The organism is Pseudomonas trutticola BRTCR10, assembly GCF_056155105.1.
Genome location: NZ_CM149552.1, coordinates 5816920 through 5839955, shown reverse-complemented (window position 1 = coordinate 5839955; position 23036 = coordinate 5816920). Strand labels below are relative to the sequence as shown.

Genomic DNA, 23036 nt, shown 5'->3' with positions numbered 1-23036 from the left:
GCTCTAGCTGGAAAAAGGGAGTTCGGGCTTGGGGCCGCTTCGCAACCTATCGGGGATAAATCCCCTCGCCACAGGGGAAGGTTTCAAAAAAATGGCATTCAGAGAGCTTACTGTGGGTTCAGTGGGTTATTGAGGCAAAAACCGAACTTGTCCGCCATTCACCGATCAGTTCCTTACACGTTCAGCCAACGGGAGATCGGAGTTTTGATCAAGTTCAGGATCGCCATTCTGCTGGGAGCATTGTTGTTTCTCGGTGCCAACGAACTCGAAGCCGCCGCGCTGCCGGGCGTTCCGGCCGCTGCTGAAGAGCCGGCCAAACCCGAGCCCATCGTGCAGGGCGGCCTGCTCGGCGCCATCAGTTCGAGCATCGACGACGTCCAGGACAAACTCGATCTCAACGAACATCTGGTAGACGCCTGGCGCCTGCGTGCCGATCGTGCGGCGGACGAAGTCGACAAACTGGTCAATCAACCCTCGAACCGCTCGGGCTGGAGCGTTGCCGGTGATTTCCTGACGTTGTCCGGCGTATGGCTGGGCGCTTTTGCATTGCTGACCGTGCTCGGCAGTCTTTCGGCCAAACGCCTGCGCGAGAGCCGATGGTTTCGCACCCGTCAGCGCAGTCAGGATCTGCTCGGTTATTTGCTGCCGTACACCGTGCCGGCGCTGATTTGCTTGCCGCTGACCTTATACGTCAGCCATTTTCTGCAAGCTTCGGTGGGGCGTGCGCTGGCGCTATGCCTGGCCTACGCCACCAGCAGCGGCATCTTTTCCACCTCGATGTTGTTGTGCGTGGTGGTGATGTTCAATGTCGGCCACAAACGCCCGGCGGCGCAGATCATTCGTGACTACTGCCCGCGCCCATTGTTCCTGATCGGCTTCCTCGCCGCCCTCAGCGACGCACTGACCAGCCCGCAGATTGCCCGGCAACTGGGCGGCAACATCACCAGCAGCATCGCGGTGTTCACCGGGCTGATCGCTTCGATCATCTTCGGTTTGCTGGTGATTCGCCTGCGCCGTCCGGTGGCGCATCTGATCCGCAACCGGCCTTTGAGCCAGCGGTTGAAACAACCGTCATTGCAGGAGTCGCTGCGGATTTTTTCCGGGCTTTGGTACTGGCCGATTGTATTGATGGTGCTGGTCTCGGCGGTCAATCTGATCGGCATTGGCGAGGACAATCAAAAGGCCCTGCGCTGCGCGTTGTTCACCACGGTGCTGTTGATCGGCACGGTGTTTCTCAGCACCATCCTGCAGCACCTGTTCAAGTCGCGAAAAGCCGAGGCGTTACAACGCAGTAGCGCCTACAAGGAGCGCTTTCTCAGCCTGTTGCACGCGTTGCTGCGGATCGTTATCGCGATTGCCTTCATCGATATCCTCGGGCGGATCTGGGGCGTGTCGCTGCTCGATTTCGCCCAGAGCAGCACGGTCGGGCGGGCAATCAGTAACGCCTTGAGCAGCATCGGCCTGATCTTTCTGGTGACGTGGTTGTTGTGGGTGGTGCTCGACACGGCGATTCAGGAAGCCCTGAAACCGCCACTCAGTAAACGCGCCGCGCGCCAGCCCAGCACTCGGGTGAAAACCATCCTGCCGCTGCTGCGCAATGCGATCAAAATCATCCTCGTGGTGATCTGCGCGATCACCACCATGGCCAATCTGGGGATCAACGTCGCGCCGCTGCTGGCCGGTGCCGGGGTGGTCGGTCTGGCCATCGGCTTCGGTTCGCAGCAACTGGTGCAGGACGTGATCACCGGGCTGTTCATCATCATTGAAGACACTCTGTCGATCGGCGACTGGGTGGTGCTCGATTCCGGACATGCCGGCACAGTGGAAGGGCTGACCATCCGCACCCTGCGCCTGCGTGACGGCAAGGGTTTTGTGCACTCGGTGCCGTTCGGCCAGATCAAGGCTGTCACCAACCAATCGCGGCAATTCGCCTATGCGTTTTTCTCGGTGCAGTTCACCTATGACACGGATGTCGACAAGGCTATCGAATTGATCCGCGAGACCGGTGATTCGATCCGCGAAGACCCGTTCCTCAAGTACAACCTGCAAGGGCCGCTGGATGTGTTTGGCGTGGACAAGATGGATCTGAACGGCGTGGTACTGACGGCGCAGTTCCGTACGGTGTCGGGCGGGCAGTATGCGGTGAGTCGTGCGTTCAACCAGCGGTTGAAGAAGCTTGTGGATAACAACCCGACGGTGCACTTTGCGCAGACTTATCCACAGCAGGTTTTGTTGCCGAAGCGGCAGCCGCAGGAGGTAATCGCGACCGAGTTGCCGCAGGAGTCGCGGACTTGACTGGGGGATTTGTGGTGTGAGTGCTGGCCCTATCGCTGGCAAGCCAGCTCCCACAGGGTACCGGGTGATGCTGGAATAGAAGGCACACCACAAATCACTGTGGGAGCTGCGGTGCGACGATTCGACTTGCCAGCGATGAGGCCAGAACCACCAACCTCAATTCCGGATCAGTTTGCTGCGCATTTGTTCCATCGAGATCTGATCCAGCTCCAGCCAGATCTGCTGCTTGCCGGCAATCACCGCCGCCGCCGGCAAACCATCCCGATACACCAACCGATTGCTCGCCAGCGCCGGCACTTTCACCCCCGGCAACAAAGTCCCGGCCAGGTTCAGCGGATCAACCCCGCACACCGCAATCAAACTCCCGTCGTGCGGCCGCCGCCGTACTTCACGCAGCAACGGAATCGCTTCGGGCAAGGCAAACTGTTCACCGGCCAAGCCACTGACAAACCGCCCGCCACGAATCTCGCCGCGTGCTTCCAGTCGATGAAAGGTACGCAGCAACTCACGCCAGCTCGGCAACCAGTCGGCCTCACGTTCCAGCAGGCGCCAGAACACCACGCCGTAGCGGCGCAGCAAAGTCATCGCGACATGTTCCAGAATTTGGTTGTTGTCCACAGCCTGCCCGCGCCGCAGCAAAGCCCAACGCCCGGCATCGTCCATGCCGCCGACAAACGCGCCGCGTCCGCGACGACTGCTACGCTGCTGGCGCTTGCTCGCCGGGGTGATCAGCGCGCGCAGGCCGGCGAAGCTGTCGGCATTCACCAACCCTGCGCCGACCAGTTCCTGCAAGGCGATTTCCAGTTCGCTGCGCAGCAGATGCGCCTCATGAATCAACTCATCGAAAAACAGTGCGCCGTGCTGACTCAATGCCTCGAACACCTTCCGGGTTTTCGGCGACAGTTCGCTGGCCGGCGTCTGTTCGGCCAGCGCACTCCATAACCCGACCTGGCTGCGCGGCAGCAGCACAATCGGCGTGCTGCGCAATGCCGTGCCGCTGACTTTCTGGCGGGCACTGAGGCGCGTCCACACCAGTTTGCCGCTGCGGCACAAATCATCCAGCCAGCTCGGCGAGTAGTCCTTCAGCCGCGCCGGGAGGATGTCGCTGTCCCACGCCGATGCGGCCGCCGCATAGCCTTCGAACTGACCGACAATCGCTGGTAAAACCGCGCTGCCCTGGCCTTGCGTGGCGGGGGCCAGATGCTGCCAGTCGAACAGAAACCGCATGAAGTCCTGCAACGCCACCGGCTCGATTTCCCGGCGCAGGCGCTTGACCGTGTAGCGATGAATCCGCGCCAGCAAGTGGCGCTCGCACCATTCTTCCACTGCCGATCCCGGCGTGAATTGGCCGCGTAATACGTAACCCTCGCGTTCCAGTTGCGCGAGGGCCTGATTGACCTGCGGTGTCGGCAACGCGAGTAGTTCGGCAATGGCGGCTAACGGCAGCGGACCGAAGGCGCCGAGTCGGGCGCGGATCACTTCAACCAATGCGTCATCGAACGTCCAGACCTCATCGAAACCGGGCAGTGCTTGTTGCGGCGGTTGCAGCGTGGCCTGTGGATAAAGCGCTTGCAGGCACGTCAGGCGCTCTCGGGCCAGCCACAACGAGCGCTGTGAATCGATCTGCAAGTGGCAGGCGCGACCGCTCGCAGTCAACGTGTCGAGCCATTCGCGCCAGTGTTCGCCCGCCTGAACTTCACGGTCGCTGATGCAGGCAAGGCTCATCAGTGCTTCATGCATTTCATCGATGTTCGCGGGCGTCGGCCAGGCTTCTTCACGCACCGCGTTGATCGCGTCGGTATCCAGCGCACCCAGATCATCGGTGGATTGCGGATCGCTCCAGCGTCGGTTGATCACCGCTTGGGTGCGGCGCTCTTCCAGCGGCGCGTCATCGAGAAAGGTGTAGGGGCGGGCGCTGAGAATCTCTGCCGCCAGCGGTGACGGCGCCGGCAGATCGCGGCTGATCAGGCGCACCTCGCCACTTTCCATGCGCCGCAGCAGATGGAGCCAGCCTTCACTGTCCATCGCCTCGTGCAGGCAATCGTCGAGGGTCTGCTCCACCAGCGGATGCTCGGGAATCTCGCGCTCGCCGGCGAGGTTTTCCAGGCAGGCGATCTGATCGGGGAACACGCTGGCGATCAGGTCTTCGCTCTTCATGCGCTGCAACTGCGGCGCGACTTTGCGTCCGCCGGTAAAACGCGGCAACGCCAGCGCTACGCCGGCATTCCAGCGCCAGCGCACGCCGAACAGCGGCGCATCAAGCACCGCTTGAATCAGGGTGTGCTCGGCGTTGTTGCTGTGCAGATAACGCCAGACATCATCAAGCTCGAAACTGTGACTGGTGGACAGCGACAGCACGATCGCATCTTCACTGGCCGCCGCCTGCAACTCGAAGTTGAAGGTGCGGCAGAAACGCTTGCGCAGGGCCAGACCCCAGGCACGGTTGATGCGGCTGCCGAACGGCGAATGGATGATCAGTTGGGTACCTCCGGACTCGTCGAAAAACCGCTCCATCAACAACGTGTCTTGCGAGGGCAGGGCGCCAAGGGTCTGGCGTGCGCGAGCGAGGTATTCGACCAGTTGTTCGGCGCTGGCAAGGTTGAGGCCGAGGGTTTGCGTCAGCCAGTCGAGCGCCGGTTGCAGATTGCCGGGGCTGGCGCCGAGCAACTCGTCGAGCTGCGCTTGCAGGCGTGCCACCGCCGAGGACAGTTCATCGCTGCGCCCCGGCGCTTCGCCGAGCCAGAACGGAATGGTCGGTGGCTGTCCTTGCGCATCCTCGACCCGCACCTTACCGGTTTCCACCCGCAGGATTCGGTAGGAGGTGTTGCCGAGCTGAAATACATCGCCGGCGATGCTTTCCACCGCGAAGTCTTCGTTGACGCTGCCGATGTTCAGGCCTTGGGGCTCGAGCATCACGCTGTAATCGGCGTTGTCCGGGATAGTGCCGCCGCTGGTCACCGCCGTCAGTTGCGAGCCGCGCCGGCCACGCAAGGTGCGGCTGACCGCGTCGCGATGCAGGTAAGCGCTGCGAATACCTTGTCGGCCGTTGTAGCCCTCGGCGAGCATCGCCAGTAGGGCCTGGTAGTGTTTTTCATCGAGATCGCGATAGGGCGAAGCTTTACGGAACATCGCCAGCAGCGCGTCTTCCGGCCATTCCTGGCAACTGACTTCGGCGATGATCTGCTGCGCCAGTACATCCAGCGGTGCTTCGGGGATGTGCAGGGTGTCGAGTTCGCCACGGCGCACGCAGTCGAGCAGGGCGGCGCACTCGATCAGGTCGTCACGGGTAGTGGCGAACAAGCGCCCCTTGGGCGTGCCTCCGACCTGGTGGCCGGAGCGCCCGACCCGTTGCAGAAATCCGGCGATGGAGCGCGGCGAGGCGATTTGGCAGACCAGGTCGACTTCGCCGATATCGATACCCAGTTCCAGTGACGCGGTGGCGATCAGCACTTGCAGTTCGCCACGCTTGAGCCGCTGTTCGGCGTCGAGACGAAATTCCTTGGCCAGACTGCCGTGGTGCGCCGCCACCGCGTGTTTGCCGAGACGCTCGCTGAGGTGGCGGCTCAGGCGTTCGGCGAGGCGGCGGGTGTTGACGAAAATCAGTGTGGTGCGGTGTTCGCGGGCAAGTTCGGCGAGGCGCTCGTAAACCAGCTCCCAGACATCGTTGGCCATGACCGCCGACAACGGCACGGGCGGTACTTCGATCCCCAGATCCCGGGGGCGCGAATGGCCGATGTCGATGATTTCGCAGGGGCGACCGCTGCCAACGAGGAATTGCGCCACGGCTGCTACCGGTTTCTGCGTGGCGGACAGGCCGATGCGGGTCAGCGGTTCGGCGCACAGCGCTTGCAGCCGTTCCAGGCTCAGGGCCAGATGACTGCCGCGCTTGCCGGCGGCCATCGCGTGGATTTCGTCGATGATCACCGTGCGCGTGGTGCCGAGCATTTTCCGGCCTGATTCTGAACCAAGCAGCACGTAGAGCGATTCCGGGGTGGTCACCAGAATGTGCGGAGCGGTCTTGCGCATGGCGGCGCGTTCTTTTTGCGGGGTGTCGCCGGTGCGCACGGCGGTAGTGATGTGCAGTTCCGGCAGGTTCATCTGGCGCAGTTGCTCGGTGATCCCGGCCAGCGGATTCTGCAAGTTGATGCGAATGTCGTTGGACAGCGCCTTGAGCGGCGAGACATAGACCACCAGGGTCTCATCGGGCAGTCCGTCAGATTTTGCCAGGCCCCGGTGGACGAGATCGTCGAGCACGGCGAGGAATGCGGTGAGGGTTTTGCCCGAACCGGTCGGTGCGGCAATCAGCGTCGAGCGGCGCTGGCGGATCAGCGGCCATGCGCGGGCCTGGGCGGCGGTGACCGTCGGGAAAGTGCTGCTGAACCAGGCGCTGACGGCGGGGTGAAAGCCTGCCAGCGCCGCGTCCGTGGGAAGGGGCAGATTCATGGGACAAGTTATGCGGGTGAGGGCGGGAAGATGCAAGTACCGCTGGGATCTCCACTGGCTATCAGGGCCCCATCGCTGGCAAGCCAGCTCCCACAGGGTCCGCGCTGTACACAAATCCTGTGGGAGCTGGCTTGCCAGCGATGGGGCCAGTAGCTACGGCATAAATCAGGGGATCTACACTTTACGGATGACGGTTGCGCACTAAACCCGCAAAATGCAACGATTCCGGCAATTATCGACGACGGTTCCACAAGTCCCGTCGCCAAAGCCATCGTTCCTATCAGACTGGGCCTGCTGACTTTATGCGAATGCGCCTTATGTTACTGGGCGGCGGAAATGCCCTTGGGCAGGCGCTGATTCGCCTCGGTGCGGAGGAAGACATCGGTTTCCTCGCCCCCCGCCCGCCCGAAGACGGCTGGGATGCCGCGAGCCTGACGCAACTTCTCGACGATACTCGTCCCGATGCGTTGATCAATCTCGCCTACTATTTCGACTGGTTTCAGGCCGAGACGGTCAGCGAAAGCCGCATGGCCGGGCAGGAACGCGCCATCGAGCGGCTCGCCGAACTGTGCCAGCACCACAATATCGTCCTCGTGCAACCGTCCAGTTATCGGGTGTTCGACGGTTCGCGTGCCACTGCATACAGCGAAAAAGACGAACCGGTGCCACTGGGCCTGCGCGGTCAGGCGTTGTGGCGGATCGAACAAAGCGTGCGCGCGACCTGCCCGCAGCACGTTCTGTTGCGTTTCGGCTGGCTGCTCGATGACAGCCCTGATGGCACCCTCGGACGTTTCCTCGCCCGTGCCGAGCAACCGGAAGAATTGCTTCTGGCCGACGACCGCCGGGGCAATCCGACCCCGGTCGACGACGCCGCCCGGGTGATTATCTCGGTGCTCAAGCAACTCGATTGCGCGGCGCCGCTGTGGGGTACGTATCATTACGCCGGCCACGAGGCGACCACCCCGCTAGCGCTGGGCCAGGCGATTCTGACCGAAGCCCGCAGCCTGCATGCGCTGGCCATCGAAGCACCCACCGCGCAGGCTCACGCCGCGCGCCCGGACGCAGCCGAGGAACCGCAACACGCGGTGCTCGCCTGCAAAAAAATTCTACACACTTTCGGGATCAAGCCGCGCGCCTGGCGTGCCGCTCTCCCGGGCTTACTGGATAGGTTTTATCGTCATGGCTGAAGGTACTGTTTTAATCACCGGCGGCGCCGGTTTCATCGGTTCGCACCTGACGGATGCCTTGCTTGCCAAGGGGCACTCGGTGCGAATCCTCGACGATCTGTCGACCGGCAAACGCAGCAATCTGCCGCTGGATAATCCTCGGGTCGAGCTGATTGTCGGCGATGTCGCCGATGCGGCACTGGTTGCCCAGGCGGTGCAAGGTTGCAGCGCGGTCGTTCACCTGGCAGCAGTCGCCTCGGTGCAGGCGTCGGTGGACGATCCGGTGAAGACTCATCAGAGCAATTTCATCGGCACGCTGAATGTCTGCGAAGCCATGCGTCTGGCCGGCGTCAAACGCGTGGTGTACGCCTCCAGTGCGGCGGTTTACGGCAACAATGGCGAGGGCGAGTCGATTGATGAAGACACGCCCAAGGCGCCGCTGACGCCCTACGCGTCAGACAAACTGGCGGGCGAGTATTACTTCGACTTCTATCGCCGCCAGCACGGTCTGGAGCCGGCGATTTTTCGCTTCTTCAATATCTTCGGCCCGCGCCAGGATCCGTCCTCGCCGTACTCCGGCGTCATCAGCATTTTCAGCGAGCGTGCGCAGAAAGGCTTGCCGATCACCGTGTTCGGCGATGGCGAGCAGACGCGCGACTTTCTCTATGTCGAGGATCTGGTTGCTCTTCTGGTGCAGGCGCTCGAGAAGCCTGAAGTGGAAGTCGGTCCGGTGAATGCCGGCTGGAATCAGGCGATGAGCCTGAAGCAGATGCTCGCCGAATTGCAGAAAGTGGTCGGCGAACTGCCTGCGATCAGCTACGCCCCGGCTCGCTCCGGCGACATCCGTCATTCGCGTGCGAACAACGGGCGCCTGCTGGAGCGATTCAAGATGCCAGAGCAGACGCCGATGAGCGTGGGTCTGGCGCGGTTGCTGGGAAGATAAAACGCAGAAACAAAAAAGGCGCCTTTGCAGGCGCCTTTTTTGTGGGCGGGGTATCGCTTTGACTCAGATGCGATCCCTGTAGCGAGGGAGCTTGCTTCCGCTCGACTGCGTAGCAGTCGCCAATCCAATCTGCGGTTTTTCTGAAGCACCGCTAGTGCCTGTTTTGGGGGCGCTTCGCAGCCCAGCGGGAGCAAGCTCCCTCGCCACATTAGCCCGCATTCACCACCACGCGAATGTTCCTTAGAACTTGTAGCCCAGACCGACCATGTACACAAATGGATCAACGTCTACGTTCACCCGAGCACGAGTGCCCGGCGCAACGGCGTTGTTCTCCACAGTCGCGCGGGTATCGATATCGATGTAGCGCACCTGGGCGTTGAGCATGATGTTGTCGGTCAGCATGTAATCAGCACCGACCTGCCAGGCCAGACCCCAGGAGTTTTTCGCCTTGAAGTTGCTGAAGCCGTTGGCACTGGCTTCGCTGCCAACGTGCTCGTCGTAGATCCAGGTGTAGTTGATGCCGCCGCCGACATACGGTTGGAACGGCGACTTCGAATCCAGTGGGTAGTAGACGACGCTGAGAGTCGGTGGCAGGTGCTTCAGCGTACCCAGCTTGCCGTTGGCGGCTGGCAGGGCAGTGCCTTTGATCTTCACGTCATGTTCGAACGGCGTGGCCGCGAGCAACTCGATACCGACGTGGTCGGTGAGCATGTAAGCGAAGTTCAGGCCCAGTTGAGTGTCGCTGCTCATGGTCGCCTTGCCGCCCAGGTTGGTGCCGCTCAGCGGACCCTGATCGACCTTGACGCTGGAGCTGTCGGCCTTCGGATTGACGGTGATTGCACCGGCACGGATCAGGATGTCACCGGCATCGTGAGCGTGGGCGAGCGGGGCTGCGAGCGCGAGAGCAAACAGCGAAGCGCTGAGCAAGGACTTGTTCATGGGGGCTCCGAAAGGACGTTAAAAATGTTTGATGTCCTATGGTACGAAGCCAACTGATACGGTCTTTTGACTCAGCTCAATGAAACAGTGAAGGGATGATTTCTTGTGGAACCTTTGAGGGGCTCATCGCTGGCAAGCCAGTTCCCACAGTGATCGAGTCGTTCACAAAACCTGTATCACTCACAAAACCTGTGGGAGCTGGCTTGCCAGCGATGAGGTCCCTACAAACTGCACAGAACTGTCGGGCTCACTCCGGCAGCTCATACACATAAATCTTGTCGGCATCCATCTGATACCCGGCATCCGCCAGTTCACTGCTCGACGCCTTGACCTGCAACGGCCCCTCGACCCAATACGGCTGATACAGCTCATCGAGCTTCACGCCGAGTTCGCTTTTCACATGCACGATCTGGTTCGACGGCGGTGGCGGCACATGGATGCACGCGCCGAAGTACGGCACCAGCAAAAAGTCCGTGGTGCGTCCTTCTTCATTGACTTCCAGCGGCACGATGTAGCCCGGCAAACGAATGTTCTGACCGTCGAGTGATTGCACCACCGGCGCGTTCGGCATGTCCTGTCTGGCCGCTGGCGCAGATTCAGCGGACAGCGCATCGCTCATCTTCGACAGGTCGTGCAGCGGGGTCATGTTCGGCACTTCCGGCGCGGCGTCCGGGGGGATCATTTCCGACCAGGTCAGGTCTTTCGGCGCCGCCGCCCAAACGGGCAGGGCGACCAGCAATAACAGCGCAAGCACGGCGCGGGGCATGGTGAACATCCTCATAAACGGATCGACAGGCCATCGGCCAGAGATTGGCGATACGCGCGCCAGGCCGGCACGCTGCCCATCAGCAGCGCGGCCGCCAGAATGCCACCGAGCAGCGTCCATTCATACTCGCTCGGCCACGCCAGCGGCAGATACAAGCCGTAATTGGCCTGCACATAACTTTGCGCAGCGGCGATGCCGATGTACAGCAACGCCAGCCCGGCGATCACCCCGGTCAACGCCAAGGCAAAGGCTTCCAGTACCAGCAGGCTCGCGATGTGCCACGGCCGTGCGCCGACCGAGCGCAGGATCGCCATCTCCCGGCGCCGTTCGTTGAGGCTGGTGAGAATCGCCGTGAGCATGCCGATCAACCCGGTCAGCACCACGAACAGCGAGACCACGAACAAGGCTTTTTCTGCGGTGCTCATCAGGCTCCACAACTCTTGCAGGGCCACGCCTGGCAGGATCGCCAGCATCGGTTCGCCACGGAACTCGTTGATCTCGCGTTGCAGGGCAAAGGTGGAAATCTTGCTGTTGAGGCCGAGCATGAACGCGGTGATCGCTTGCGGCGTCAGGTCCATGTTGCGTGCCTGATCCGCCGTGATCCGGCCGTTGCCCCGCGCCGGCACGCCGTTGTGCCAGTCAATGTGAATTGCTTCCATGCCACCGAGGCTGATGTGCAGCGTGCGATCCACCGGGGTGCCGGTGCGCTTGAGAATGCCGACCACAGTGAACGGCTTATCGTCGTGCTTGACCAGACTGATCGCCGCCACGCCGTGGGCCAGCACCAGTTGGTCGCCGAGTTTGTAATGCAGGGCCTCGGCCACTTCGGCACCCAGCACCACTTCAAACGGATCGGTGGCGAAGGCGCGACCATCGACCAGTTGCAGATGCTGCTGGCGGCCGTACTGGTAGTGCTCGAAATAGGCTTCGGTGGTGCCCATCACACGATAGCCGCGATGGGAATCACCCAGGGACATCGGGATCGCCCACTTCACTTTCGGGTTGTTGGCGAAATGTTCGAAGCTGTCCCAGCGGATGTTATTGGTGGCGTTGCCGATGCGGAACACCGAGTACAGCAACAGGTTCACCGAGCCGGAACGGGCGCCGACGATCAGGTCGGTGCCGCTGATGGTGCTGGCGAAACTGGCTTTGGCTTCGGTGCGCACCCGTTCTACGGCGAGCAGCAGGCACACCGACAGGGCAATGGCGAAGGCAGTGAGCAACGCAGTAAAACGGCGGTTGGCCAGGCTGGCCATGGCTAGACGAAACAAATACATCTCAGACCTCGGCAGACGTGGCGGCGCGATTGAGCTCGGCCAGGGAAAGGTGACGGTCGAACAGCGGCGCCAGGCTCTGGTCATGACTGACGAACAACAGACTGGAACCGGCCTCGCGGCATTCGGCGAACAACAGGCGGATGAAGTTCTCCCGGGCGTCGTAGTCCAATGCCGAAGTCGGCTCGTCAGCGATCACCAGTTCCGGTTGGCCGATCAATGCACGGGCGGCGGCGACTCGTTGTTGCTGACCAATCGACAGCGAATCGGCACGACGACTGAGGATGCTTTCATCCTTCAGGCCCAAGTGGGCGAGCAACGTGGCCGCGGCTTGATCGACGCTGCCGTGACGCTGTTTCGCCCGCTCGGCGCGTAGTTTGGAAAAGTGGCAGGGCAACTCGACGTTTTCGCGCACCGAGAGGAAGGGCAGCAGGTTGAATTGCTGAAAGATGTAGCCGGTGTGATCGACGCGGAAGGTATCGCGGGCGCCGGCGGAAAGATCGGTCAACTCCTGGCCGAGCAGGCGGATGCTGCCGCGATCGGGCTTCTGCACACCGCCGAGCAGACCAAGCAGAGTGGTCTTGCCGCTGCCGCTGGGGCCTTTGAGGAACAGGGTTTCACCCGGCTCTAGACGAAACGCCGGGATGTCCAGCAGCGGCGGGTGACCGGGCCAACTGAAGCCCAGGTCGGACAGTTCGATGAGTGCTTGGGTCATTTGAAACCGGTCGGATAGTTGAGTGGCCCTTGTGTAGGAGTGAGCCTGCTCGCGATGGCGGTGGGTCAGTCAGCATGGTTGCCGAATGTGCCAGCGTCATCGCGAGCAGGCTCACTCCTACAGGGGATCTCTACAGGATTCAGAATTTCAGCGCAGCAGCCTTGGCCGTCACTTCGGTGCCTTGCTGGCCGCTCGCGCTGATCAGTTGTACCTGAATCTTCTGGGTGGCCGGGAAGGTATTGAAGATGTTCGCCAGATCCAGCGTCTTCAGTGCACCCGGCGCCGCGCAGTTGAACTGATAGTGCGCATGGATTTCGCTGTGATCGTGGTGATGCTCGTGACCGTCCTTGTCCGCTTCATCGTCGTCATGGTCGTCGGCATCCGGCTTGTCACCGAACAACGGGCTTTCCAGTTCCTGGCTGACCACTTTGCAACCGGCAGCGCCGGGCAGGTTGAACAGGGCCAATGGCTTCTCAAGCTGAGCGCGGGCGGCGGCGACTTTGGCTTTGTCGGCGTCAGTGCTGGCGACGTGTTCAAATCCGACCAGATTCATCGCCGGGCTTTCCAGCTCCAGTTCCAGGGTCTGGCCGTCGAGTGCGGCGTTCAGACGACCAACGCCATGTTCATGCGCGCCGAGGCTGCCGTGTTCATGGTCGTGATCATGCTCATCGGCAGCATGGGCGATGGCCAGCGGCAACAGGGCAAACGGCAAAGCGAGCAGCAGACTACGCATGGCGGTCTCCGGGAAGTAAAGTGAAGAGTTTGTTATGTAATCTTATAACGAAAGTGTGCAGAGTTTGCCCGTGCGCTCCGTTTTGCGCAAGGCAAGACTGAGCTCCGCCCGGGACAGATTCCAGAGCGGTGCGTAGATTGCAGGTCATGCTTGTAGAGTCAGAAGCCTGCGCCGGGATAGTCGAACCAGTAATGGCCCGAGAGCACATGCCTGGTCAGATTTGCATCGAGTACGTGCGGGGCATCGCGAGTGAAGCGCTGGCGCCAAGCCGGAAGCCACCAGTAGTTGATTGCTGTTCCGCGCGGCAGTACCACAAGCTTCATCACTTCCCGATCGATGCTGTGCTCTTTGTAGAGTTGATGGCTGCGATCCATGAAACCCATGTACTGACTGATCGGCAAATGGAACATCAACGCCGTAGTGAATATTTTTTCACTCTGACTGAACGCCGGGCTTTGCAGTATCTGCAGCGCTTCGCAGGTGTACAGCTGTGATTGGCCAGCAATCTTTTGGCCTTCGGCAGTGGAAAGTATGTCGAAACGGTCATCCATGTCCCGCCAGTCGATACGAGCGTTGTGCTCAAAGTAGTCACGAATGAATGCGGTAAGTGGCCCTGATGCAGTCGCGTCGCGTTGGCACGATGAAAGGTCGACAGGCGACCAAAAACGCCAACCCGCGATCAGCAGAAGCACAATTGTCAGGAGTACCCAAAACAGGCGGTTCATTTGAGCGGGTGACACTTGATGCCTTTGTGGCTGCATCAGATTGGGCCTCCCTTCGAGGCCAGTTTTCGTCCTGAAGACATGGGCATCCTTTCCAAGGGAAAGAGAGCAATGTAGATGATTGCGTGAAAAGTGTCAGACGCATGTGATGCAGGTGCGCTTGGCGTTACACAAGTCCCGTGGGAGCATGCAGGTCAGAAATGTGCGGGAGCGAACTCAATGTTGCGGATACGCGGAACCGTCGGTGACGTGCCGGTGGATTTGACAGTGGAACTGGATGACAGCGATTGGGCGAAGCTGGGCTCGGCCCTTGGCGCGCAGCCGCAGATTGCTCAAGCGGCAACCGCTTCGGCGCCAGTGGCGAAACCGCTGAATCAGGACGATGCCTTGTGGCAGGTCGCCAGGGATTTGCTGCGCAAGGCTGGCCAGCTCAGCGGGCCTGATCTGCTCGAACAACTGGAAGGGCTGACGGGCAGCGCGGTTTCAGGCAAGCGCCTGTTGGTGCGTTTGCGCCATAGTTCGGATGTGAAAGTGGTGAGCGGCGCAGATACGCCGCTCTACAGCTGGATCGAGTAGAGCGTAAAAGATCGCAGCCTGCGGCAGCTCCTACAGGAGGGACGTAAAAAATCCATGCAGGAGCAGCCGAAGGCTGCGATCTCTTGATCTTAATAAAGCGCGGCAAACACCTTGCGACGGTACACATTCACCAACGGATGATCGTTACCGAGCAACTCGAACACTTGCAGCAAGGTCTTGTGCGGCAAACCTTCGCCATAGCTGCGGTTGCGGATGAACAACTTCAGCAGTGCCTCCAGCGCGGCTTCGTACTGCTGACGAGCCAGTTGCTGAATCGCCAGTTGATAGACAGCTTCATCGTCCTGCGGATCTTTCGCCAAACGCGCTTTCAGGTCGGCAGCGTCCGGCAGGTCGCGGGCAAGGCCGAGAAACTTGATCTGCGCCTTGGCCCCGGCCAGAGCGGCCTTGTGCTCATCGCTCTTGACCGCGTCGAGCACGGTTTGTGCTTCGTCCAGTTCACCGCGTTCGGTCAGGCAGCGGGCGTAGAGGATCAGCGCCTTGGCGTTGGTGTTGTCTTCATTGAGCATGACCACCAACGCCGCTTCGGCATCGGCGAAACGGCCGTCATCAAACAAGGCCTGAGCCTGTTCGAATGGATCGGCAGCGGCCGGCGCCGGCATCTGCACATGCGGCTCAAGCAAGGCGCGTACGGCGGATTCCGGTTGTGCCCCGGCAAAACCGTCGACCGGTTGCCCGTCCTTGAACAGCACCACGGTCGGCAGGCTGCGAATGCCGAAGCGGGCGACGATGTCTTGCTCGATGTCGCAGTTGACCTTGGCCAGCAGCAGTTCGCCCTGATAGCTCTCGGCAATGCCTTGCAGCATCGGCATCAGCGCTTTGCACGGCGCACACCATTCGGCCCAGAAATCCACCAGCACAGGTTTGTTGAAAGAGGCTTCGATTACCGACTGGTCGAAATCGGCAGTCGTGGCGTCGAAGATGTACGGCGTTGGCTCACTCATGGGGGATCTCGTCAAAGCGTGGATGGGGCAACTATACGGCTTGGTGGGGTGTGGCCGAAAGTTAGAGATGAGTTGTCAGGGAGGACGCCATCGCGGGCAAGCCCGCTCCCACAGGGTTCTGTGTCGTACACAAAATCTCGGTTCGACTCGGTCACTGTGGGAGCGGGCTTGCCCGCGATGCTTTTTAGTCAGCGCCGGGCGTGGTACAGGCTGACATGGCGAAACTCTTCAGGCTCCGCCAGATCCGGCAAGGTCATCGCCTCAAGCATCTCAATCCGCTCATACAAAGGATGCTGAAAGTCCCGAACCCGCGAATCCGCCACCAACGCTTCACGGCCACGGCTGAGAAACGCATCAAGCAACGGCAGATTCTCCCGGTCATACAACACATCCGCCACCAGGATCAGATCAAAGCGATCCGCTTCGGCAAAAAAGTCCGTCGAATAACTCATCTGCACATCGTTGAGTTCGGCATTCGCCCGGCACGCGGCGATCGCCAGCGGATCGAGATCGCAGGCCACCACTTCCAGTGCCCCGGCCTTCACTGCGGCAATCCCGGCGATGCCGGACCCTGCGCCGAAATCCAGCACGCGTTTGCCACGAACCCATTCTGGAAACTCGGCCAGATAACGCGCCACTGCCAGTCCACTGGCCCAGCAAAAACTCCAGTACGGCGGTTCGTGCAGGATTCGCTGGGTTTCTTCCTGACTGAATTCGCGGGCCATGTTGTCGCCGTCGATCAGCCACAGCTTTAAATCGGTGTCCGGCAACGCACAGGCCTTGAGTCTGGCGTCGCCGAGCAATTCACCTAAGGCCTGTTGCAGGTCGAGCGGTGCATTCATGGTGCTTTGACAAATTGCAGTTGGCCCAGCGCCTGCGTGGTCGGCTGAGTGATGGTCTGCGACGGCAGGTGCAGGATCAACTGGCCGGACTGGCTGGCGCGGCCGCGTAGCTCAACCCGTGCCCCGGCCGGAAACGCGTCCGGGTTGAAGCGCAGGCGAAACGGCAGGATCTGGTTGTTGCCGATCAGGCTGGAACTGGCGAGCAATTGTTGCGGACGATCCTTTTCATCGATCACCAGCAGCGCCAGTTCGACTTCGGCACCGGCTGGTACGCCTTGCAGGGTGCCGCTCAATTCGCGCTGATAGGCGGGCAGCGGGCCGAGGTCGGCGGCCTCCTTGGCTTTTTTCTGTGCCTGTTGAGGCGCAGGTCCCGGCGTCGGCGGTTGCGGCTTGGGCGCATCGCTGCCACAGGCCACCAGCAGGCTGAAAAGACTGAGCAAAACGAGCGGACGTAAAGGCATTGGCGGCTCCGGCAAAATGAAATCCATGGATCAAACGATCATGCCCGTCTGTATACCGCAAACCCTATGGCTTGTCTTGCCACCGGGATGCGCTACCATGGCCCTCCCTTTTTTTGTTGCCAGCCACCATGCACTGTCCCTTCTGCGGTGCCAACGACACCAAGGTCATCGACTCGCGTCTGGTCGCCGAGGGCGAACAGGTGCGCCGCCGGCGTGAATGCCTGGCCTGCGGCGAACGTTTCACGACGTTCGAGACGGCCGAACTGGTGTTGCCGCGCCTGATCAAAACCGACGGCAGCCGCCAACCGTTCGACGAAGAAAAACTCCGCGCCGGCATGCAACGCGCCCTGGAGAAACGTCCGGTGAGCGTCGAGCGCCTCGAATCCTCTCTGGTCCATATCAAGCACAAGCTGCGCGCCACCGGCGAGCGCGAGGTCAAATCCCTCGTGGTCGGCGAACTGGTGATGGCCGAGCTGCAAAAGCTCGATGAAGTGGCCTACATCCGTTTCGCCTCGGTGTACCGACGCTTCCAGGACCTCAACGAGTTCCGCGAAGAGATCGACCGCCTCGCCCGCGAACCGGTGAAAGAATGACCCGCGCCGCCGAGCAGGCCATCCTCGACGTCCATTTCATGGCCCGCGCGCTGGAACTGGCGCGCAAAGGTCACTACACCACGCATCCCAACCCTCGTGTGGGCTGCGTGATAGTGAAGGACGGGCAGATTGTCGGCGAAGGCTGGCATGAACGTGCCGGCGAACCGCACGCCGAAGTCCACGCCTTGCGCGCCGCCGGTGAACTGGCCCGGGGCGCCACCGCTTACGTGACGCTGGAACCTTGCAGCCACCATGGCCGCACGCCGCCGTGTGCCGATGCGTTGGTCAATGCCGGCGTTGGGCGTGTGGTCGCAGCAATGCGCGATCCCAACCCGCAAGTGGCCGGCCGTGGCTTGCAGCGTCTGGCCGATGCCGGTATCGCCACCGAAAGCGGCGTGCTGGAAGGTGAGGCGCGCAAGCTCAATCAAGGTTTCCTGAAACGCATGGAACACGGCTTGCCGTTCGTGCGGGTCAAGTTGGCCATGAGCCTCGACGGTCGCACGGCGATGGAGAGCGGCGAGAGCCAATGGATCACCGGCCCGGCCGCACGTTCGGCGGTGCAGCGTTTGCGCGCCCAGGCCAGCGTGGTCCTGACCGGTGCTGACACGGTGCTGGCCGATGGCGCCCGCCTGACCGTGCGCGCTGACGAGTTGGGCCTGGATGCCGAACAAACTGCTCTGGCCATCAGCCGCCCGCCATTGCGCGTGCTGATTGATGGTCGTCTGCGGGTGCCGCTCGACGCGCCATTCTTCAAGGCTGGGCCGGCGCTGGTCGCCACGTGCATGGCAGTCGAAGAGCAATACGCCAACGGTCCGGAGTGTCTGATCGTGCCGGGCGATGACGGTCAGGTCGATCTGCATCAACTGCTGATCGAACTGGCCGGCCGTGGCGTCAATGAAGTGTTGGTCGAGGCTGGCCCGCGGCTGGCCGGTGCGTTTGCTCAGCTCGGTCTGGTCGACGAGTTCGTGATCTTCATCGCCGGCAAGTTTCTGGGTTCCTCGGCACGTCCGCTGCTGGACTGGCCGCTGTCCTTCATGAAGGACGCCCCCGAGCTGAAAATCACTGAAATTCGCGCGGTTGGCGATGACTGGCGAGTCACTGCCATCCCTGTTCCATCGGCGAGCGTATAATTCCCGGCCATCGCGTTAGCGCTGGCTTCGTTCTCAAGGAGAACCCCATGTTTACCGGCATCATCGAATCCATCGGCAGTATCCGTGCACTGACCCCAAAGGGCGGCGATGTACGGGTGCATGTTGCAACCGGCAAGCTCGACCTGAGCGACGTCAAACTCGGCGACAGCATCGCAGTCAATGGCGTCTGCCTGACGGCCGTTGAGCTGCCGGGAGACGGCTTCGCTGCCGACGTCAGCCGCGAAACCCTCGACTGCACTGCCATGAATGACCTGAAAAGCGGCAGCCCGGTCAATCTGGAAAAAGCCCTGACGCCGACCACCCGTCTCGGCGGGCATCTGGTCAGCGGTCACGTCGACGGTGTCGGCGAGATCGTCTCGCGCGCCGACAATGCCCGCGCGGTGGAATTTCGCATCCGCGCGCCGAAGGAACTGGCCAAGTACATCGCCCACAAAGGCTCGATCACCGTCGACGGCACCAGCCTGACCGTGAACGCGGTCGATGGCGCCGAATTCATGCTGACGATCATTCCGCACACCCTGAGTGAAACCATCATGGCGTCCTACAAGCCAGGTCGCCGGGTGAATCTGGAAGTCGACTTGCTGGCGCGTTATCTGGAGCGTCTGCTCTTGGGCGACAAGGCCGCAGAGCCGAGCGCTGGCGGCACGATCACTGAAAGCTTTCTGGCCGCCAACGGCTACCTCAAATCCTGACTGAAGGGGGTGCCTTGTGGCGCTCAATAGCATCGAAGAACTGGTTGAAGACATCCGCCAAGGCAAGATGGTCATCCTCATGGATGACGAAGACCGCGAGAACGAAGGCGACCTGATCATGGCCGCCGAATGCTGCACGGCTGCGCACATCAACTTCATGGCCAAGCACGCCCGTGGCCTGATCTGCATGCCGATGAGCCGCGAGCGCTGCGAACTGTTGAAGCTGCCACTGATGGCCCCGCGTAACGGTTCCGGTTTCGGTACCAAGTTCACCGTGTCGATCGAAGCGGCCGAAGGCGTGACCACCGGCATCTCCGCCGCCGACCGTGCACGCACCGTGCAAGCCGCTGCCGCCAAAGACGCCAAGGCTGAAGACATCGTCAGCCCGGGCCACATCTTCCCGCTGATGGCACAGGCCGGTGGCACCCTGGCTCGCGCCGGCCACACCGAGGCCGCTTGCGACCTGGCGCGCATGGCCGGTTTCGAGCCGAGCGGCGTGATCTGCGAAGTGATGAACGACGACGGCACCATGTCCCGCCGCACCGAACTGGAAGCTTTCGCTGCCGAACACAACATCAAGATCGGCACCATCGCCGACCTGATTCACTACCGGATGATCCACGAACGTACCGTTCAGCGGATTGCCGAGCAGCCGCTGGACAGCGAACTGGGCCAATTCAACCTGGTGACCTATCGTGATTCGGTGGAAGGCGACGTGCACATGGCCCTGACGTTGGGCACTGTTTGCGCCGAAGAACCGACCCTGGTTCGCGTACACAACATGGACCCTCTGCGCGACCTGCTGATGGTCAAGCAACCTGGCCGCTGGAGCCTGCGCGCCGCGATGGCTGCGGTTGCCGAAGCGGGCAGCGGTGTGGTGCTGTTGCTCGGTCACCCGCTCGATGGTGACGTGTTGCTGGCGCACATTCGTGAAACCGGTGATCAGGCCGCGCCGAAAAAACCGACCACCTACAGCATCGTCGGTGCCGGTTCGCAGATCCTGCGTGACCTCGGAGTGCGCAAAATGCGTTTGATGAGCGCGCCAATGAAATTTAATGCGATATCCGGTTTCGATCTGGAAGTTGTAGAATACGTGCCCTCCGAATAATGACCGGTTGTTTCCGGCATTGTTGACATGGATTCTTGTGGTGAGGGGATTCATCCCCGACGGCTGCGCAGCGGCCCCTGTTTTGGGACTGCTACGCAGTCCATCGGGGATAAATCCCCTCGCCACAGCTAATATCACTGAGGGATGCGTACGAGACGCGTCCCGGCTCTTTAAGAGAACTGACGAATGACCCTGAAGACCATCGAAGGTACCTTCATCGCCCCTAAAGGCCGCTACGCTTTGGTAGTGGGCCGCTTCAACAGCTTCGTTGTTGAAAGCCTGGTCAGCGGTGCAGTTGATGCCCTGGTTCGCCACGGCGTGAGCGAAAGCGACATCACCATCATCCGCGCACCTGGCGCCTTCGAAATCCCGCTGGTCGCGCAGAAAGTCGCCCAGAAAGGTGAGTTCGCAGCCATCATCGCCCTCGGCGCAGTCATTCGTGGCGGCACTCCGCACTTCGAATACGTAGCAGGCGAGTGCACCAAGGGTCTGGCCCAGGTGTCCATGGAGTTCGGCGTACCGGTCGCGTTCGGCGTCCTGACCGTTGATTCCATCGAGCAAGCCATCGAACGTTCCGGCACCAAGGCCGGTAACAAAGGTGCCGAAGCTGCCCTGTCCGCTCTGGAAATGGTCAGCCTGCTGGCGCAGTTGGAGGCCAAGTGATTAGCGACGAAAGCGATCGTTTCAACCCGCGCGATCCAAAACCTGCGGATGCCGGCAAGCCCTCGAAAAGCGTCAAGCGTCGCGAAGCCCGTCAGCTCGCGACTCAAGCGCTGTACCAGTGGCACATGGCTCGGCAATCGCTGAACGAGATCGAAGCGCAGTTCCGCGTTGATAACGATTTCACTGATGTCGACGGTGCTTACTTCCGCGAAATCCTCCACGGGGTTCCGCAGTTCAAGACCGAAATCGACAACGCCCTGACGCCTTGCCTGGATCTGGCGATCGAAGAGCTGGACCCGGTTGAACTGGCCGTTCTGCGCCTGTCCACCTGGGAGCTGCTCAAGCGCGTCGACGTGCCGTACCGTGTTGTGATCAACGAAGGTATCGAGCTGGCCAAAGTGTTCGGTTCGACCGACGGCCACAAGTTCGTCAACGGCGTACTCGACAAGCTGGCTCCGCGCCTGCGTGAAGCTGAAGTGAAGGCGTTCAAGCGCTGATCGGCGCTTGAACTCTTTGTCTCAGCCATGGGCGAGTTTGAGCTGATCCGCAATTTCTTCGCCGCCGCGCCTTGTGCGCAGGGCGGCGAGGGCGTTGCACTGGGAATCGGCGATGACTGTGCCCTGCTGGCGGTTCCTCCCGGGGAACAGCTGGCGATTTCCACCGATACGCTGGTGGCCGGCGTGCATTTCGCCGACCCCTGCGATCCGTTTCTGCTCGGTCAGCGCTCGCTGGCCGTCGCGGTCAGCGATCTGGCCGCCATGGGCGCCACGCCCGTTGCCTTCACCCTTGCCCTGACTGTGCCGACGGTGACCGCCGAGTGGCTGCAGGCCTATGCCCGTGGTTTGAACCGCATGGCACAAAACTGCGGCGTCGCGCTGGTCGGAGGCGATACCACGCGTGGGCCGTTGAGCCTGACCGTCACCGTGTTCGGTCGAGTGCCCGCCGGACAAGCCTTGACCCGCAGCGGCGCGCAACCGGGGGACTTGTTGTGCGTCGGGGGTGAGCTGGGCAATGCCGCCGGCGCATTGCCGCTGGTGCTGGGCCAGCGCGACGCCGCGCCGGAGATTGGCCAGCCATTGCTCGACCACTATTGGTCGCCGCAACCGCAACTGGCCCTCGGTCAGGCCTTGCGCGGCAAAGCCACGTCAGCGCTGGATATCTCGGACGGCTTGCTCGCCGATTGCGGTCATATCGCGCTGGCGTCGAAGGTTCGACTCGAGATTGAACGCGAGCGCGTGCCGTTGTCGGATGCATTAGTGGCGTTTCTCGGGCAGCGCGGTGCCGAGCGTGCAGCGTTGAGCGGCGGCGATGATTACGTGCTGGCCTTCACCCTACCGTCCGTCGAGTTGCCGGCATTGCTGGCCGGCGGTTGGCCGATTCACGTGATCGGCCGTGTGACCGAGGGGCAGGGCGTGGCGCTGCTGGATCGCGAGGGGCGTGACATCACTCCGCAAATCCGGGGCTATCAACATTTTCAGGAGACACCGTGACAGATCACCCGAAACAGGTTCCGGCCGAATTCGTGCCGCCGTCGGTCTGGCGCAATCCCTGGCATTTTCTCGCGTTCGGCTTTGGTTCCGGCACGCTGCCGAAAGCGCCGGGCACGTGGGGCTCGCTAGTTGCGCTACCCTTTATCCCGTTGTGGCAGATGCTGCCCGATTGGGGATACTGGCTGATGCTCGGCATCACCATGCTGTTCGGCTTCTGGCTGTGCGGCAAGGTCGCTGACGATCTGCGGGTGCACGACCACGAAGGCATCGTCTGGGACGAAATGGTCGGGATGTGGATCACCCTGTGGCTGGTGCCGGAAGGCTGGTACTGGTTGCTCGCGGGTTTCCTCGTGTTCCGTTTCTTCGACATTCTCAAGCCCTGGCCGATCCGCTGGGTCGACCGGCATGTCCATGGCGGCTTTGGCATCATGCTCGACGACGTGCTGGCCGGTGTCTTTGCCTGGCTGGCGATGCAGGGGCTGGTGTGGCTGTTCACCTGATC

General features: G+C 61.5%; 22 protein-coding genes. 12 read left to right on the top strand and 10 right to left on the bottom strand.

Annotated features, from left to right (window positions below; genetic code table 11):
- Positions 1-204 precede the first annotated feature (204 nt).
- On the top strand, positions 205-2295 hold the full coding sequence (locus ACVVH8_RS26515) for a mechanosensitive ion channel family protein (RefSeq protein WP_475227163.1): 2091 nt from the start codon (positions 205-207) through the stop codon (positions 2293-2295).
- A 156-nt stretch (positions 2296-2451) separates the two neighbouring features.
- On the opposite strand, the gene ACVVH8_RS26510 is transcribed toward ACVVH8_RS26515, so the two are convergent.
- Entirely contained in the window at positions 2452-6738 is a 4287-nt protein-coding gene (locus ACVVH8_RS26510) for a DEAD/DEAH box helicase (protein WP_475227160.1), read from the bottom strand.
- Positions 6739-7040: 302 nt separating this feature from the next.
- Between ACVVH8_RS26510 and ACVVH8_RS26505 the strand changes: the two genes are divergently transcribed.
- Together ACVVH8_RS26505 and ACVVH8_RS26500 are read left to right on the top strand one after the other, a co-directional pair.
- Complete coding sequence (locus tag ACVVH8_RS26505; protein WP_103303743.1) at positions 7041-7925, top strand: sugar nucleotide-binding protein; 885 nt, start codon at positions 7041-7043, stop codon at positions 7923-7925.
- Positions 7918-8847 (top strand): NAD-dependent epimerase/dehydratase family protein, encoded by a 930-nt coding sequence (locus ACVVH8_RS26500; protein WP_213026709.1) that lies wholly within the window; start codon positions 7918-7920, stop codon positions 8845-8847. The genes ACVVH8_RS26505 and ACVVH8_RS26500 overlap by 8 nt, the downstream gene beginning before the upstream one ends.
- 240 nt (positions 8848-9087) lie before the next feature.
- Here the strand turns inward: ACVVH8_RS26500 and ACVVH8_RS26495 are convergent, their stop codons facing one another.
- From ACVVH8_RS26495 to ACVVH8_RS26470, 6 genes are all read right to left on the bottom strand, one after another.
- Positions 9088-9786, bottom strand: coding sequence for an OmpW/AlkL family protein (locus tag ACVVH8_RS26495; RefSeq protein ID WP_103303741.1), 699 nt, complete (start codon positions 9784-9786; stop codon positions 9088-9090).
- A 247-nt stretch (positions 9787-10033) separates the two neighbouring features.
- The gene (locus ACVVH8_RS26490) at positions 10034-10552 is read right to left on the bottom strand and encodes a DUF3299 domain-containing protein (protein WP_103303778.1); all 519 of its coding nucleotides are present in this window, start codon (positions 10550-10552) and stop codon (positions 10034-10036) included.
- Positions 10553-10563: 11 nt separating this feature from the next.
- Complete coding sequence (locus ACVVH8_RS26485; RefSeq protein WP_475227158.1) at positions 10564-11829, bottom strand: ABC transporter permease; 1266 nt, start codon at positions 11827-11829, stop codon at positions 10564-10566.
- A 1-nt stretch (position 11830) separates the two neighbouring features.
- A complete protein-coding gene (locus ACVVH8_RS26480) occupies positions 11831-12541 on the bottom strand; it encodes an ABC transporter ATP-binding protein (RefSeq protein WP_475227154.1) in 711 nt (236 codons plus the stop codon).
- Positions 12542-12680: 139 nt separating this feature from the next.
- The gene (locus ACVVH8_RS26475) at positions 12681-13274 is read right to left on the bottom strand and encodes a DUF2796 domain-containing protein (RefSeq protein ID WP_475227151.1); all 594 of its coding nucleotides are present in this window, start codon (positions 13272-13274) and stop codon (positions 12681-12683) included.
- A gap of 158 nt (positions 13275-13432) precedes the next feature.
- Positions 13433-13999, bottom strand: a complete 567-nt coding sequence (locus ACVVH8_RS26470) for a hypothetical protein (protein WP_475227148.1) — start codon at positions 13997-13999, stop codon at positions 13433-13435.
- A 216-nt stretch (positions 14000-14215) separates the two neighbouring features.
- Between ACVVH8_RS26470 and ACVVH8_RS26465 the strand changes: the two genes are divergently transcribed.
- Positions 14216-14572: a hypothetical protein gene (locus ACVVH8_RS26465; protein ID WP_213026706.1), complete on the top strand. Its 357-nt coding sequence runs from the start codon at positions 14216-14218 to the stop codon at positions 14570-14572.
- Positions 14573-14661: 89 nt separating this feature from the next.
- Here the strand turns inward: ACVVH8_RS26465 and trxA are convergent, their stop codons facing one another.
- The 3 genes from trxA to ACVVH8_RS26450 all read right to left on the bottom strand — a co-directional run bounded on the left by trxA (position 14662) and on the right by ACVVH8_RS26450 (position 16837).
- Positions 14662-15534 (bottom strand): thioredoxin, encoded by an 873-nt coding sequence (trxA, locus tag ACVVH8_RS26460; RefSeq protein ID WP_103303735.1) that lies wholly within the window; start codon positions 15532-15534, stop codon positions 14662-14664.
- 188 nt (positions 15535-15722) lie between these two features.
- Positions 15723-16376, bottom strand: coding sequence for a class I SAM-dependent methyltransferase (locus ACVVH8_RS26455; RefSeq protein ID WP_103303734.1), 654 nt, complete (start codon positions 16374-16376; stop codon positions 15723-15725).
- Entirely contained in the window at positions 16373-16837 is a 465-nt protein-coding gene (locus ACVVH8_RS26450; protein ID WP_103303777.1) for a YbaY family lipoprotein, read from the bottom strand. Before ACVVH8_RS26450 ends, ACVVH8_RS26455 begins: the two co-directional genes overlap by 4 nt.
- Before the next feature lie 128 nt (positions 16838-16965).
- Between ACVVH8_RS26450 and nrdR the strand changes: the two genes are divergently transcribed.
- From nrdR to ACVVH8_RS26410, 8 genes are all read left to right on the top strand, one after another.
- A complete protein-coding gene (gene nrdR / locus ACVVH8_RS26445) occupies positions 16966-17430 on the top strand; it encodes a transcriptional regulator NrdR (RefSeq protein ID WP_003228656.1) in 465 nt (154 codons plus the stop codon).
- Positions 17427-18560: a bifunctional diaminohydroxyphosphoribosylaminopyrimidine deaminase/5-amino-6-(5-phosphoribosylamino)uracil reductase RibD gene (gene ribD / locus ACVVH8_RS26440; RefSeq protein ID WP_475227145.1), complete on the top strand. Its 1134-nt coding sequence runs from the start codon at positions 17427-17429 to the stop codon at positions 18558-18560. Before nrdR ends, ribD begins: the two co-directional genes overlap by 4 nt.
- A gap of 47 nt (positions 18561-18607) precedes the next feature.
- Positions 18608-19273: a riboflavin synthase gene (locus ACVVH8_RS26435; protein WP_103303732.1), complete on the top strand. Its 666-nt coding sequence runs from the start codon at positions 18608-18610 to the stop codon at positions 19271-19273.
- Positions 19274-19289: 16 nt separating this feature from the next.
- Positions 19290-20381 carry a bifunctional 3,4-dihydroxy-2-butanone-4-phosphate synthase/GTP cyclohydrolase II gene (ribBA, locus tag ACVVH8_RS26430; protein ID WP_103303731.1) on the top strand — a complete coding sequence of 364 codons (1092 nt, stop codon included), beginning with the start codon at positions 19290-19292 and terminating at the stop codon, positions 20379-20381.
- Positions 20382-20567: 186 nt separating this feature from the next.
- On the top strand, positions 20568-21044 hold the full coding sequence (ribH, locus tag ACVVH8_RS26425) for a 6,7-dimethyl-8-ribityllumazine synthase (protein WP_003228649.1): 477 nt from the start codon (positions 20568-20570) through the stop codon (positions 21042-21044).
- Positions 21041-21541, top strand: coding sequence for a transcription antitermination factor NusB (gene nusB, locus ACVVH8_RS26420; protein ID WP_103303730.1), 501 nt, complete (start codon positions 21041-21043; stop codon positions 21539-21541). Before ribH ends, nusB begins: the two co-directional genes overlap by 4 nt.
- A gap of 27 nt (positions 21542-21568) precedes the next feature.
- Positions 21569-22534, top strand: coding sequence for a thiamine-phosphate kinase (thiL, locus tag ACVVH8_RS26415; protein ID WP_213026703.1), 966 nt, complete (start codon positions 21569-21571; stop codon positions 22532-22534).
- Complete coding sequence (locus ACVVH8_RS26410) at positions 22531-23034, top strand: phosphatidylglycerophosphatase A family protein (RefSeq protein ID WP_103303728.1); 504 nt, start codon at positions 22531-22533, stop codon at positions 23032-23034. The genes thiL and ACVVH8_RS26410 overlap by 4 nt, the downstream gene beginning before the upstream one ends.
- The last annotated feature ends 2 nt before the right edge of the window (positions 23035-23036 follow it).